Below are 14,309 nucleotides of genomic sequence, written 5' to 3' on the forward strand. Positions count from 1 at the left end.
CCGCGCGTCAGGGGAGGATGAGGCCGCCGGGGCTGCGCCGCTCCTGCGAGGGAGCAGGCGCGGCCGCGGGGGCCTCGGACGTCGTACCCGGGGGCTGGGTCGCCGCGGCCCCCTGCGCGCTGGCCCGGGCGCCGGCGGCGGCGACGAGGGCGAGCACCTTGTCGAAGAGCCGCTCCATGAAGCGCGAGGTGGGCTCCCCGGCGTCATGGTAGAGGCGGCGGGCCTCGCCCCGGGCCACCTCGGCCTCGTGTGGGCGGGCGGTGCGCTCGAAGTAGTCGGCCATGCGCCACAGCCGCAGGGCGTAGCGCTGGCGGAGCTCCGGGGTGGCGAGGAAGTCGCGCGCCACGGTGCGCACCGCCGCCTGGAGCTGCTCCTGGCGCTGCACGTCGCTCAGGGCCAGCGGGCTGTGCATCACCTCGTCCATCTTCTGCAGGAGGCGCTTCACGTCGGGCTCCGGCGGCAGCCAGGTGGCCATCTCCGGCGTGGCGTGGAGCGTGTCGCCCTCGAGGACGCGGCGCACGTCCTCGGGCTCGGGCGTGGGCAGGGGCGTGGGCTCCACCTGGGGCTGCACGCCGAGGTGGCGCAGCGCCAGGTCCAAATCGGGCGGGAAGGGCGTGCGTGTGCGGAGGTTGGTGCCGGCGGCCTCGGCGAGCAGGGTGGCGGCCTCGTGCAGGGGAAGCTCCACCGTGCCGCCGCGCTCCAGGCTCTCCTTGAGGAGGCGCCGGAAGCTGCCGCGGCTCTTCTCGCCCACGCGCAGCTCGACGACACCCTCCGTCTCGGTGATGAGGGCCTGCACCATCTCCACGCCGCCGCCCTTCAGCGGGCGGGCCATGACGACCGCCCGCTCGCCCGCGCTGGTGATGGTGGACGCCATGGCGGGCAGCGCTTCCGGCGCGGGCGCGGCGCGAGGAGCCTCCGGCTCGCTGGGGCGGGGAGCCTCGGCCACGGCGACGCCGCGCGAGCGCAGGCGGTACAGCGCCTTCTTCGCGGCCTTGGCGAGGGGCTTCACCTTGGAGTTGCAGAGGGCCTCGGGGAGGGCGGGCAGGCCTTCGAGGACGGCGGCCTCCAGCACGGCGGCGGCGAGGGCCTCCGGAAGGGGCTCCACGGCGGCGGGCGAGGCCGCGCGCACGTCCCGCGCGAGGGTGCGGGCGGCCTCCACGGCGTCGGCGGGGAAGGCGGGCAGCGGGGTGCCGGCGCGCAGCGCGTCCAGCAGGGGGCGGGGTTCATTGGCGCTCATGCCCGGGCCTTCTACTGCACGCGGCATGGTGCGGGGCACGGGACGTGAGGGGCGTGCGCCCACCAGGCCACACTCGCGCGTGCTCAGCGGCGGCGCACCAGCCAGCTCCGTCCGGACTCCGCCACCACCACGAGCTCCGACTGGAGCCGCGCGCCGAACACGCGCGAGGGGTGCACGCCGCGCACGAGGAAGTGGTCGTACCAGACGCCCTGCGTGGCGTAGTCCATCTGCTGCGGCTGCCACTCCGACGGGAAGGTCGGCGGCACCTCGCCGGAGTAGCGCAGCGGCGAGTGCGGCGTGGACGCGAAGGTGAAGTTGGGCACGCCGCCGCGAGCGCGGGCCAGCACGGCCGCGCCGTGGAGGAACACCGGGAAGCGCACCACGCGCGACTGGCTGTCGAAGATGAGCCCCATGACGCGCGCCCTGGGCGCCGTGGCGGCCACCAGCGGCTCCCACTCGACGGCGGCCTCGCGCGAGAAGGCCCGGTAGCCGCGCGTCATGACGAAGCCCAGCACCAGCGCGCACGCGGCCGCCGCCAGCCGCAGGGGCCGCCGCCACTCCGGCACCGCGGCCGGCGCGGTGGCCACCAGCAGCGCCGCCGCCAGGTGCGCATAGCGCGTGTTCAGGTAGTAGACGTACCCGCGGATGTCGAAGGGCAGCAGGAAGTAGAGCGCCAGCGCCAGCAACCCCAGTCCCAGCAGCCGCGCTCCACCCACGGGCCTTCGCGCCTTCGAGCGGTCCGGCCGCAGAAGCCCCGCCACCCACGCGGCCACCGCCACCGCGCCCACCGCGTACAGCGCCCACCGGTCCGAGCCGTCGCGGAACGTGTTGGCCAGCACCTCGAGGAACTCGGCCCGGTTCTGCTCGAAGCTCTTCCACGCCAGGTTCTGCGGCGAGAAGGTCGGCCCCCACGCCTTCCACGGCACGCCGGGCTGGATGTCCGGCGGCTCGCCAAAGCGCAGCACCACCCAGCCGAGGAAGAGCGCCACGCCGGGCACCACGCCCAACAGCGCCGGCACCCGGGGCACGAGCCGCGCGCCCAGGCCCTTCGCGCCCGCGTCCTCCGGCACGGACGTGGTGAGGAGCAACCACGGCAGCCCGAAGGCGAGGAACCCGAAGGCCTGCACGTGGAAGAGCAGCACCGCCACCAGGCACACCGCCAGCCCCACGGCCCACTTCCGGCGGCGGGGCACGTCCTCCAGCGTCCGCACGAAGAGGCCGCAGCACAGCAGCGTCAGCGGCAGCGCCGCGCAATAGTTGACGAAGCCCCAGCCGAAGCTGTCGCCGTACGCGAAGGGCAGCGCCAGCAGCGACGGCCACACCGGCCGCCCCAGGCTGCGCAAGAGGAAGCCCAGCCCCAGCGGCAGCCCCACCACGTACGCGGTGAGGAAGACGCGGTTGGCCATCTCCAGAGGGAAGAGCCAGTTGAGGGCGCTGACGAGGTAGTAGTAGCCGAGGTACGGCGTCAGCTCATGACGCGCGGCGAAGAGCTGCGGGTACAGCGTGGTGGCGTCATCCAGCCGGTGCAGGACGGAGATGAGGTACAGGTGCTGCGGCAGGTCCGTCATGGGCAGGTCGCGCGACGCCCACAGGGGCAGCGCGCCCAGCACCAGCGCCACGGCGTAGACGCGTCGGTCGTTTCGGTTCGTCACGGAAGGCGCGGACTGTACGCGCCACCTCCAGCCCCGGCGACAAACCCGTGCGAGCAGCCAGCCAACCGTCACGGGTAGACAAAGGTGTGGCCTTCATCCTTGGCAGGGGGCGGGGGCTGCGGTATGAGCGCACGGCGAGAGTGGGTGCCGTGGCGGTATCCCGAAGGAGAACGGACATGATGCGCATCGCGACGATGGTGGCCGCGGGGCTGATGGCCGGAGGGCTGCTGCTCGCGCCGGGCTCGGCTCGCGCCTGCGAGGCCCACGCACGGGCCGCCGCCGAGGCGAAGAAGGCCGAGGCCGCGAAGGCCGACGCGAAGCAGGCGGACGCCACTCCCAAGCCTGACGCCACCAAGGCGGCCGACGAGGCCGGCGCGGCGGACCCGAAGGCATCGCCCGCGCGTGGTGAGGTCGAGCGCCCGCTGGACGCGCTGGACTCGCTCATCGCCGGCAAGTGCAACTGCGGCAGCAAGGCGGACTGCACCTGCAAGAAGGGCTCGTGCAGCTGCTCCAAGTGCCAGAAGTCCAAGCACCAGGTGATGGACGCGCTGCGTGGCCGTCCCGCCGAGCTGAAGCTCCAGGAGGCCCGCTACGACGCCTCCGCCGGCATCTTCATCTGAGCGACTCGGCGGAGCCCTTCTCCGCCTTCACCACCAGCAGCGGCGGCAGCGACACGCGCTCGAAGCGCACCAGCCCCGCCGCGGTGGCCTCCGCGCGCAGCAGCGCCTCGCCGCGCGGGTGCAGTCCCAGCCGCTTGTGCAGGAGCGCCGTGGGCGCGCCCGGGGGCTGGTAGGTGCTGGCCACCCAGCGGCCGCCGGGGCGCAGCACCCGCGACACCTCCAACATCATCCGGCCCAGGTCCGCCACGAAGTGCAGCGCGCCGGCCATCAGCACCGCCCCGAGCGTGCCGTCCTGGAAGGGGAGGTAGGGCGCCTCGGCGCGGAGGAAGTCCACCGCGGTGCCGGCCTCGCGCACCTGGGCCACGCCTTCCTCCAGCATGGCGCGCGACACGTCCATCGCCGCCACGGTGGGGAAGTCCGGCTCTCTCGCCAGCCTCCGCGCCATCAGGCCCGTGCCGCAGCCCGCGTCCAGCACCGGCGCCTCCGGGCGGCCCAGCAGGTTGCGGTAGAGGACGTACTCGCTCTCCACGTCCCACGACTGGCGGGTGAGGGCGCGCTCCAGCGCGGGGCGCACGTAGCGCTCGTACGAGCGCGCCACCCAGCGATTCTCCAGGCCGCGCTGCACGGTGCCCGCGGCGGAGTGCTCCACCACGAGGTCCGCCACGCCCTCCGCCACGGGGAACGTCGCGCGGCACTCGGTGCAGCGCAGCGGGCCGAAGAGCAGCACCGCGGCATCCACCTCCGGCTGGAGGCCGCCACGCCGGCACCGGGGACACCGAAGGAGGGAGACGAGCGCGCGCCGCATGGAACCGGTGAGGCTAGCGCCCCCGGCCCCACACGAGAACCGCTTTCACCATGGCACGGCGCTTCGGCTCAGGCCGACGGCGGGGTGCGCGCGACGCGCTTGTCCTCGGCCACCAGCACCGGCCAGCCGCGCGCCATGGCCTCGCGGAAGAAGGCGGCCAGCTCGCGCCGGCTGTGATTCACCGCGCCCAGGAAGGGGTCGATGAGCGCCTCCTCGCCCAGGCTGCGCGGGGACGTCAGCTCCACCGGATTGCCGCACCGCTCGCAGCGGATGGACACCTGGCGCACCAGCGCCACCGGCACCGCGTAGCGGGCCCCGCACTCGGTGCACTTCCACACCAGGGCGCGCTCGCCGGCCTCTCGCTTCGCCAGGTTCTCCAACTCGTCCGCCAGCCGCAGGAGCGCCGGCAAGTCCTGGGGCGGCTGCGCGAAGACGGCGGATGGGCCGAAGCCCGCCTCGGGGGCGCCCAGCGTGGGGGGACGGTCCCCCTGCAGGAGGGCGCGCAGCCTGTCGCGGGCGCGCACGTCGCGGAACTCGGCGCCCGTCAGGGCACGCTCCACGGCCTCGTGTACCGGAGGCAGCTCCGGCTCGAGGCGCTCATCGTCCGGCAGCGACTGGGGGTAGTTGACCAGTCGGTGCCCGGGGACTGCGAGGAATCGGAAGGCCACGCCTGCTCCATTGCACCCCGCCCGTTTCGAAGCAAGGCGCGAGTTGCCAAATGTCCGCTGCTCGGAGTTCCCCGCCCGCCCCTATACCGACCACTCCAGCATCCGCTGCAGCGGCGCCCGGGCGGCCTCGCGCAAATCCGTGGGCATCACCAGCTCCGGCGTCCGCTCCTTCATGCAGCGCCACAGCTTCTCCAGCGTGTTCAGCCGCATGTACGGGCACTCGTTGCATGCGCAGCCATTGTCCGGAGGCGCGGGGATGAATGTCTTGTGCGGCGCGCCCTTCTTCATCTGGTGGAGGATGCCCGCCTCCGTCACCACGATGAACTTCTCCTTCGGGCTCTTCAGCACGTAGTCGAGGAGGCCCTTCGTGGAGCCGATGAAGTCCGCGTGCCGCAACACCGGCGCCTCGCACTCCGGATGCGCCACCACGTCCGCGTCCGGGTGCTCCACCTTCAGCTGCACCAGCTTCTTCTCGCTGAAGATTTCGTGGACGATGCAGCTGCCCGGCCACAGCACCATGTCGCGACCGGTCTGCTTCATCACGTAGCGCCCCAGGTGCTGGTCCGGGGCGAACAGGATTTGCCGGTCCTTCGGCACCTGGTTCACGATTTTCACCGCGTTGGACGACGTGCAGATGACGTCGCTCATCGCCTTCACCGCGGCGGAGCTGTTCACGTAGCTCACCACGAAGGCCCCCGGGTGCTTGTCCTTGAAGGCCTTGAAGGCCGCGGGCGGGCACCGGTCGGAGAGCGAGCAGCCGGCCTTCAGGTCCGGCAGCAGCACCTGCCGCGTGGGGTTCAGGATTTTCGCCGTCTCCGCCATGAAGTGCACGCCGCAGAAGACGATGACGTCCGCCTTCGTCGTCGCCGCCGCCTGCGCCAGCGCGAGGCTGTCCCCCACGAAGTCGGCGAGGTCCTGCACCTCACTCTCCTGGTAGTAATGCGCCAGGATGACCGCGTTCATGGAACGCTTGAGCTCCTGGATTTCCTTCGCGTAGTCCACCTCGGTGCCCATCGCACCTCCTTGCGTAGAGGACAATTAACCCGGTCGAGGGTGCCAGGCCATAGCGGCCCTCTCCCGCCGACCGGCCGGGCGGGCCTCCCCAAGTGTCCCTGGGTCGTCTCTGCACCGCCCCCCCGTCGCGCTACTCTTCGCCATGGATGGCCTCACCTGATGGCTGGGAGCAGGTAGAATGCGCGCAATCCCCCGGGTCGTCTCGGTGGGGCGCATCCGCACTGCTGTCAAGGTTGGACAAGCCAAATCACATCAGGGTTCGAGAACACGCGATTGGCTCTGGAGGGGGCAGCACCAGACCTGGGGCAGGAACGAAGGGTCTGGAACGCGCTGGCTCCGCCGTGAGGCCTTTCCGTCGAGGAGTGACATGAGTGTCCCCACTCAGGACGTGCTGATTGTGCATCCGAACGCTGGCCGCCGCGCTGCCCTGGCCGCGGTTCTAGGTGTCCATCGGGTCGTGGCCGTGGAGTCGCAATCGGAAGCCACGCGGCGGATGGAGTCCGCCGTCCCCACGCTCATCATCGCGCCGCCGGACAATGCGCGCCGCTTCCTCCGGCACGTGGACCGCGCGGCCCCCGAGGCCGTGCGCGTCTTCGTCTGCTCTCAGACGGACCGGCAGGGACTGGAGGAGCTGGTGGAGACGGCCGCGGAGGGCCACGTCTTCAACACGCTGGATGACAGCCTCACCATCTCCGAAATCGGCCGGCGCCTGACCAACCTCCTCCAGTCGCGCGCCTCGGCGCGCGTGGCCCCCAGCAGCACGCTGGACGTCCACTTCCGGCTGCACGGGGTGACGTACACGGCGGGCTGCCTGGACGTGGGCAACTTCGGCGCCGCGCTGCGCATGCCGCTCAGTACCTCCGTCGGTGCCTTCCTCGTGGGCACCGCGCTGGAGGACCTGTGCATGGAGCGCGACGGCAAGCTCGTACTCCAGGTCCCTCGCGCCTTCATCCGGCATGCCTATCAGGTACGGGGGTTCTCCCAGCCCTACCTGCGGCTGGGTGTCACCTGGAGCGAGGTATTGGACGAGCCTGGCAAGTCACCCTCCACGACGGTGAGGGACCCCGTCATCGTGCTCGGCGCGCTGCGCAAGGCGGTGCGGCGCGAGTCGCCCATCTGGCTGCACTTCCTGGACACGCCGTCCTCGCACTTCCGCCTGGACGCGCCGGTGGTGGAGCTGGTCTCCGGGCGCGCGGTGCTGCGTGGCCTCAACAACGGTGGCTTCCCGGCGGACCAGGGAGATGTGCTGCAGCTCTCCTTCGAGGTGGGCGGCCAGAGCTACTCGGGCGCCACCAGCGTCTTGCGGCGCGGCCCCCATGACGTGGCGCTGAGCGTGCCGCGCACCTTCAACCAGCAGAACCGGCGGGGCATGCAGCGCTTCCGCCTGGGGCCGGACCACCGCTTCCTGGTGACGTTCCAGGCGCCCATCAACGGTGAGCGCATCACCCGCTCCGTGCTGGACCTGAGCAGCCGCGGCTTCGCCTTCCCGTTCGACGCCTCGTGCGAGGTGCTGCCCGCGGGCTCCAAGCTGGAGGCGTCGCTGCTGCTGCCGGACGGCTCGTCGGTGCCGTGTCTCGCCGAGGTGCGCTCGGTGGACGCCGTCACGGCCGACAGGCGCTTCGACCGGCAGCTGCGCCCGTACCGCTGCGGCGTGCGGCTGCTGGAGGTGCCCCCGGCGGTGCGCGACGCCATCCAGGATGCCTTCATGGCGGCGCGCTGCCCGGCCTCGCTGGACGGCGGGCGCCAGGACTTCGCGGACATCTGGAAGATGATGGAGGAGTCGCACTACACCTTCCATCCGGACTACCCCTTCGGCGGCGAGCCCCGCTACCTGGCCGCGCTGGAGGACACGCACCAGAAGCTGGCCCGCGCGAAGGACCTGGGGCGCTCCATCCTCTATACGGACGAGGGCCGGATGATGGGTCACGTGGGCGGGCTGCGGATGCACTCGCGCTCGTGGCTGGTGCAGCACCTGGCCGTGCGTCCCGGCTACCACCGGCACGAGCAGATTGCCAACGAGCTGACCGCGCTCGCGGTGGAGCTGGGAGAGGCCGTCGAGGACGTGGAGTTCATCCGGTACATGTGGCGCGGCGACAACCGCTGGCCCAACCGGCTGGGCACGTGGCTGGCCCGCGTCATGGAGGACCGGGGCTTCAGCCAGCTCCGCTCGTTCCACTACATGCGCCTGGCGCTGGAGGACGCGCCCGAGGTCCCCGCGCCGACGCTGCCCGTGCGGGAGGGGACGCGGGAGGACCGGACCTGGCTGGAGGCCCACCTGCGCTCGCGCGGCGAGGTGGTCCGGGTGCTGGCGGAGGACCTCCAGGCCGAGCCGGACGCGCAGGACGAGCTGAAGTCGCGCTTCGCCGCGGCCGGGCTGCACCGCGACCGGCGCATGTTCGTGGTGGATGGCGAGGACGGGCCGCTGGCCATGGCGCTGCTGGAGGAGGCCTCGCCGGGCCTGAGCCTCATCGAGGTGACGAATGCCTTCTGGCTGGCGGTGGCGGACCGTGAGCACCCCCAGGCAGCGGAGGCCCTGCGCGCGTTGGTGGCGCGCTGCATCGAGCATGCGCGCGCCCAGGGCCGGCCCTCCGCCGTGGGGCTGATGTCCGAGGAGGACGTGCCGCTCCTGGCCGACTTCGGCTTCAAGGACCAGGGGCGCTTCTGCGAGTGGCTCTTCCACCGCTCCATGGTCCGCCGCTGGTGCGACCTGTGGCGCTCGCTCTTCGAGCGCCTCAGCCGGCCGCGCCGGGGGGCCACGGCCCAGGGCGCCGACACGGCCACCGACACCGACAAGGACAAGGACAAGGACACTTCATGTACCTGATGGAGTCCTCGGAAGAGGGCCGACGGCTGCTGGCGCAGGAGGGGGCGGCCGGGTACTTGCGCACCGTCCTCACCGGGACGGGCCTCAAGGTCGGGGACCGCGTGCTGGACGCGGGCTGCGGGCCCGGCGGCATCTCGGAGACGCTGGCCGACCTCGTCGGCGACACGGGCCAGGTGACGGGCCTGGACCTCAACGCCGAGCGCATCCGCGATGCCGCGGCGCGCAATGCCCACCGCCCCTGGCTGCGCTTCGTCCAGGGGGACGTGCGGCGCACGGGCCTGCCGGATGCCTCCTTCGACTATGTCTGGAGCCAGTACGTCTTCGAGTACCTGCCGGACCGGGACGTGGCGCTCGCGGAGTTGATGCGCGTCACCCGGCCGGGCGGCAAGGTGGTCATCTCCGACATCGACGGGCTGGGCTTCCAGAACTGGCCCTTCCAGGACTCGCTGCGCGAGGGCACGCAGCGCATCGTCGAGGCCCTGTCCACGCGCGGGTTCGACCTGCACGTGGGCCGCAAGCTCTTCTCGGAGTTCCGCACGGCGGGGCTGCGCGACGTGCGGGTGCACCTCTTGCCGTACTACCTGGTGGCCGGCGCGGCGGACGAGCGGCTGATGAAGGACTGGGAGATTCGCTTCGCCGCGCTGGCGCCGGTGGCGGCGCTGGCCTTCGGGGGCAAGGAGGCCTATGAGGCCCACTGCCGTGAGTACCTGCGCATGCTGGCGGACCCGGACGGACTCAAGTATGCCGTGACGCTGGTGACGGAAGGAACCCGGCCTTGACCGACAGTGCCCCACGGCGGGAGGAGGCGCTCCCCCCGGACAACGCGCCCGAGGTGGGCACTCGCGCCACCTCCACGCTGCTGCTCTACTTCGAGCACCGCTACGGCGCGGAGCGCCTGTCCCGCGTGTGGAAACAGCACGGCTTCGGCCTGGGCCTGGACTACATGCGCACGCCGACGAACTTCGTCTCGCTGCGCTTCCTGGAGCGCGTGGCGTCCGTGCTCCAGGCGGAGTCCGGGGACTCCGGCTTCATGCGCCAGGCGGGCCTGTTCACCGCCTCGCCGCAGGCGCTGGGCTTCGTCTACTACATGCTCCGCGCGGTCGGCTCGCCGCGCATGTGCTACCGGCAGACGATTGAGTTCTCTCCCAGCTACAACCGCGTGGGCACCTTCACGGTGGAGCGGCTGGAGCGCCAGCGGCTGGAGCTGTCGTACCGCAGCAGCATCCTCGAGCAGGACCGGAAGATTTGTGAGCTGCGGATGGGGCAGTTCGCGTCGTTCCCCACCATCTGGGGCCTGTCGCCCGCGGAGGTGCGCGAGTCGGAGTGCCAGGTGCATGGCGCGCCCGCGTGTCGCTACCACCTCAAGTGGATGGATCCGCCGTCCAACTGGGGGCACCACCTGGGGCTGGTGCTGGGCACGGCGGGCGGCCTGGCCGCGAGCGTGGCGGGCCTGGGCAACCCGGTGTTCTGCGTGGGCTCGCTGGCCACGGCGGGCTTCTGCATGGGCGGCTGGTGGGACCGGCGCCGGGAGCTGCGCCGCAAGGATGACGCCCTGGCCGCGCAGACCGAGGCCAACATGGGCTCGCTGCGCGAGCTGCAGGAGCGCTACGACGAGGTCTTCCGCACCAAGCTGGCCCTCGAGGACCGGGTGGCCGAGCGCACGCGCGAGCTGTCCGAGGCCAACGTCAAGCTGGAGGCGTCGCTCGCGAAGCAGCAGGAGCTGGACCGGCTCAAGAGCGAGTTCTTCGACAACGTCAGCCACGAGCTGCGAACGCCGCTCACGCTCATCCTGCTGACGCTGGAGTCGCTGGAGCGCCGGCACGGGGAAGCGCTGCCGCCGGCGGTGCGCCAGCACCTGGCCACCATGGACCGCAGCGCGCAGCGCCTGCTGCGGCTCATCAACAACCTGCTGGACCTGGCGCAGCTGGAGTCGGGCAAGGCGCGGCTGCGCTACCAGCCGCTGGAGCTCAACGGCTTCCTGGCCTCGGTGCTGCCGCCGTTCCAGGCCATGGCGGACCGGCAGAACCTGTGGCTGCGTCTGGAGGGCGGGGTGGTGTCCCCCGTCCACGTGGACCACGAGCGCATCGACATCGTCTTCCAGAACCTGTTGTCCAACGCGCTCAAGTTCACCCAGGCCGGAGGGGTGACGGTGCGCCTGCGCGAGGACGCGACGGACGCGCACGTGGAGGTGGAGGACACCGGCCCGGGCATCGCTCCCCAGGACATCCCCGTCATCTTCGACCGCTTCGCCCAGGCGGACAACAGCGGCACCCGCCGCTTCGGCGGCACGGGCATTGGCCTCGCCCTGGTGAAGGAGACGCTGGAGCTGCACTCGGGTGGCATCTCGGTGACGAGCGTGCAGGGCAAGGGCTCCACCTTCCACGTGCGGCTGCCCAAGGGCACGGCCCACATCCGCGAGGACCTGCGCGAGCGCCGCCGGTCGGACATGCCGGTGCGCAAGGACCGCCGCTCCTCGGGCTCCTTCCCCTCGCTGGAGCCGGGCAGCCCCAGCAGCGGCTCCGTGTCCCTCTCCGCGCCGGCGAGGGACCACGAGGGCCCCGTCCAGCACGCGCCGCGCCTGCTGGTGGTGGAGGACGACGCGGAGATTCGCGGCTTCATCGCCCGGATGCTGGCGCAGCACTACCGGGTGCTGGAGGCCGTCAACGGCGAGGAGGGGCGCCAGCGCGCGCTGGCCGAGCGGCCGGACCTCATCGTCTCGGACGTGATGATGCCCGTCATGTCCGGCCTGCAGATGCTGACCGCGCTGCGCGCCGACGCGCGCACGGTGGACATTCCCGTCATCCTCCTCACCGCGCGGCAGGAGGTGGCCGCCAAGGTGGAGGGCCTGGGCACGGGCGCCAATGACTACCTGGGCAAGCCCTTCAGCCCGCGCGAGCTGCTGGCCCGCATCGAGACGCAGCTGCGCCTGCGTGAGGCGGCGGTGCGCGCCGCGGAGAACGAGCGGCTGGCGGCCATCGGTCTGCTCACCTCCGGCTTCGCGCACGAGGTGCGCAACCCGCTCAACGGCCTGATGAATGCCCTGGGGCCCCTCAAGGCCACGCTGGAGGGCGGGCCCACGGACGTGGAGCTGGGCCGCGCCATGCTCTCCGTGGTGGAGGAGTGCGGCCAGCGCATCCGCCACCTGGCCGAGTCCCTGCTGTCCTTCACCCGGACGAGCGAGACGCCGCTGGCGCTGTCGCTGGCCTCCTCGCTCGACTCCACGCTCAGCGTGCTGGCCTGGCGCGTGCCGTCCGGGGTGACGGTGGAGCGCGACTACGCGTGCACCGAGCCGGTGATGGGCGACCCGGGCACACTCAACCAGGTGTGGCTCAACCTGTTGGACAACGCCCTGCGCGCGGTGGGCGAGCAAGGCCGCATCGTCGTCGCCACGGCGCGTCAGGGTGACGAGGCCGTCATCACCATCAGCGACAACGGCGTGGGCATCCGCGAGGAGGACATGGAGCGGCTCTTCCAGCCCTTCTTCTCCACCCGCGCCGCGGGCGAGGGCACCGGGCTGGGGCTGGCCTTGAGCCGGCGCATCATCATCCGGCACGGCGGCAAGGTCCTCCTCTCCAGCTCGCCCGGCGTCGGCACGAAGGTGGAGGTGCGGTTGCCTCTACGCCCGCCGACGTCGCAGCCCTCCGCGCCAGGGGAGCTCGGCGAGCCGTCCCTGGAGCACCACGTCGGCCGCCTGGGGTGAGGCGGACAACGCCCGCCCGCCGGGCCCCGGAACAGGGCTCCCTGTCCTGCGGGTAGGGAATTCCGCATGTGCCCAGGTGTCCTCCTGGGCATGGCCGGCGTGTCTGCTACAGTCACGCCTCTTTTCCGTTACACCCCTCCTTCAAGGAAAACCACGGCATGCAAGCCACAGTTGCGGCGGGCGCCGCCCGCAAGGGCCACCCGCGAGGGCTCTACCTCCTGTTCTTCACCGAGATGTGGGAGCGCATGTCGTATTACGGCATGCGCGGCCTGCTGGTGCTCTTCCTGACCGACAAGGTTGGAGGCTGGGGATGGACCACGGGGAACGCGCTCGCCCTCTACGGCACGTATACGGGCCTCGTGTACCTGACGCCGATTGCTGGCGGCTATATCGCCGACAACCTCATCGGGCAGCGCAAGGCGGTGGTGTTCGGCGGCACGCTGATGATGATTGGCCACCTGTTATTGGCACTCCCGGGGCAGGCCGTCTTCTTCACGGGACTGGGGTTCCTCATCGCCGGCAACGGCTTCTTCAAGCCCAACATCTCCACCATGGTGGGTGGCCTGTACGAGCAGGGTGACGGCCGCCGCGACAGCGCCTTCACCATCTTCTACATGGGCATCAACCTGGGCGCGGTGCTCGGCAACTTCATCTGCGGCACCCTGGGCGAGAAGGTCGGCTGGCATTATGGCTTTGGCGCCGCTGGCGTGGGCATGTTCCTGGGCCTCGTCACGTTCCTCGCGCTGAGCCGCGGCCTGCTCGGCAAGGTGGGCCTGACGCCCGAGAAGACGGATGCGGAGCGCCGGGATGCGTGGCGCCGCGTGGGGATGTATGGGATTGCCACCGCCGTCGCTGTCGCCGTCTTCTACGGCCTCGCCGCGCTCGTGCCGTCGCTCGCGGACGCCACGCTGGTGAAGTTCGCCGTCGCGCTCGGGGCGTTCGTGGCCGTGGCGCTGCTGGGCAACAAGGTGCTGAAGCAGGGGAAGAGCGCGGCGGAGGCGCATGCCGGTGCGCTGACGAAGGAGGAGCGCGACCGCGTCATCTCCATCTTCATCATCGCCATCTTCGTCGTCCTCTTCTGGATGGGCTTCGAGCAGGCCGGCGGTCTGATGAACCTCTACACGGACCAGAAGGTGGACCGCGGCCTCTTCGGCTGGGAGGTCCCCACCACGTGGTTCCAGAACTTCAACTCCGCGTTCATCGTGCTGCTCGCCCCCATCCTGGCCGCGCTCTGGAGCCGGCTCGCCGCGCGCGGCAAGGACCCGAACGTGGCGGTGAAGATGGCGCTCGGCCTCATCTTCATGGGCGTGGGCTTCCTCTTCATGGTGGGCGCCTCGCGCGAGAGCGCCGTCATGGGCAAGGCGGCCGCCTGGTGGGTCATCATGGCCTACCTCTTCCACACCGTGGGCGAGCTGTGCCTGTCGCCGGTGGGTCTCTCCATGGTGACCAAGGTCGCCCCGGCGCGGATGGTGAGCGCGATGATGGGCGTGTGGTTCCTCGCCAACGCCGCGGCCAACAAGCTGTCCGGCGTGGTGGGCGGCTACAGCGAGCAGATGGGTGAGTTCAACGTGTTCCTCTCGCTCGTCGCGGTGGGCGTGCTGGGCGGCGGCCTCCTGTGGGCGCTCTCCGGCAGGGTGAAGGCGCTCATGCACGGCACGGACGAGGTGAAGCCCGCCGCGCCGGCCACCACGACGCAGGGGAGCACCGCGGCCGCGGCCTGAGCCCCGCCTTCCGTCGAAACAGAAACGCCGGAGCGCCCGCGAGGGTGCTCCGGCGTTTTCATTTCCGA

At 71.4% G+C, this 14,309-nt stretch carries 10 protein-coding genes; 5 read left to right on the forward strand and 5 right to left on the reverse strand.

From position 1 onward, the window contains the following. Positions 1–7: 7 nt before the first annotated feature. Positions 8–1,237, reverse strand: coding sequence for a hypothetical protein (locus ACVTJA_RS16865; RefSeq protein WP_465837400.1), 1,230 nt, complete (start codon positions 1,235–1,237; stop codon positions 8–10). Positions 1,238–1,320: 83 nt separating this feature from the next. Beyond that, complete coding sequence (locus ACVTJA_RS16870) at positions 1,321–2,889, reverse strand: hypothetical protein (RefSeq protein ID WP_465837401.1); 1,569 nt, start codon at positions 2,887–2,889, stop codon at positions 1,321–1,323. Between the two features lie 176 nt (positions 2,890–3,065). Here ACVTJA_RS16870 and ACVTJA_RS16875 point away from each other — a divergent pair, with 176 nt between their 5' ends. After that, positions 3,066–3,509 (forward strand): metallothionein, encoded by a 444-nt coding sequence (locus ACVTJA_RS16875; protein ID WP_465837402.1) that lies wholly within the window; start codon positions 3,066–3,068, stop codon positions 3,507–3,509. Here the strand turns inward: ACVTJA_RS16875 and ACVTJA_RS16880 are convergent. The 3 genes from ACVTJA_RS16880 to nadA all read right to left on the reverse strand — a co-directional run bounded on the left by ACVTJA_RS16880 (position 3,502) and on the right by nadA (position 5,996). Beyond that, entirely contained in the window at positions 3,502–4,236 is a 735-nt protein-coding gene (locus tag ACVTJA_RS16880) for a class I SAM-dependent methyltransferase (RefSeq protein ID WP_465837403.1), read from the reverse strand. The genes ACVTJA_RS16875 and ACVTJA_RS16880 overlap by 8 nt on opposite strands. Before the next feature lie 146 nt (positions 4,237–4,382). Beyond that, on the reverse strand, positions 4,383–4,982 hold the full coding sequence (locus ACVTJA_RS16885) for a zinc ribbon domain-containing protein (protein ID WP_465837404.1): 600 nt from the start codon (positions 4,980–4,982) through the stop codon (positions 4,383–4,385). An 81-nt stretch (positions 4,983–5,063) separates the two neighbouring features. Then, complete coding sequence (gene nadA / locus ACVTJA_RS16890) at positions 5,064–5,996, reverse strand: quinolinate synthase NadA (protein ID WP_465837405.1); 933 nt, start codon at positions 5,994–5,996, stop codon at positions 5,064–5,066. A gap of 367 nt (positions 5,997–6,363) precedes the next feature. Between nadA and ACVTJA_RS16895 the strand changes: the two genes are divergently transcribed. From ACVTJA_RS16895 to ACVTJA_RS16910, 4 genes are all read left to right on the forward strand, one after another. Beyond that, positions 6,364–8,820, forward strand: a complete 2,457-nt coding sequence (locus ACVTJA_RS16895; RefSeq protein WP_465837406.1) for a PilZ domain-containing protein — start codon at positions 6,364–6,366, stop codon at positions 8,818–8,820. Beyond that, entirely contained in the window at positions 8,811–9,599 is a 789-nt protein-coding gene (locus ACVTJA_RS16900) for a methyltransferase domain-containing protein (RefSeq protein ID WP_465837407.1), read from the forward strand. The genes ACVTJA_RS16895 and ACVTJA_RS16900 overlap by 10 nt, the downstream gene beginning before the upstream one ends. Next, a complete protein-coding gene (locus ACVTJA_RS16905; RefSeq protein WP_465837408.1) occupies positions 9,596–12,520 on the forward strand; it encodes an ATP-binding protein in 2,925 nt (974 codons plus the stop codon). Before ACVTJA_RS16900 ends, ACVTJA_RS16905 begins: the two co-directional genes overlap by 4 nt. A 158-nt stretch (positions 12,521–12,678) precedes the next feature. Further along, a complete protein-coding gene (locus tag ACVTJA_RS16910) occupies positions 12,679–14,241 on the forward strand; it encodes a peptide MFS transporter (RefSeq protein WP_465837409.1) in 1,563 nt (520 codons plus the stop codon). Positions 14,242–14,309 lie beyond the last annotated feature (68 nt).

The sequence above is a fragment of the Pyxidicoccus sp. M6 genome (assembly GCF_055568925.1).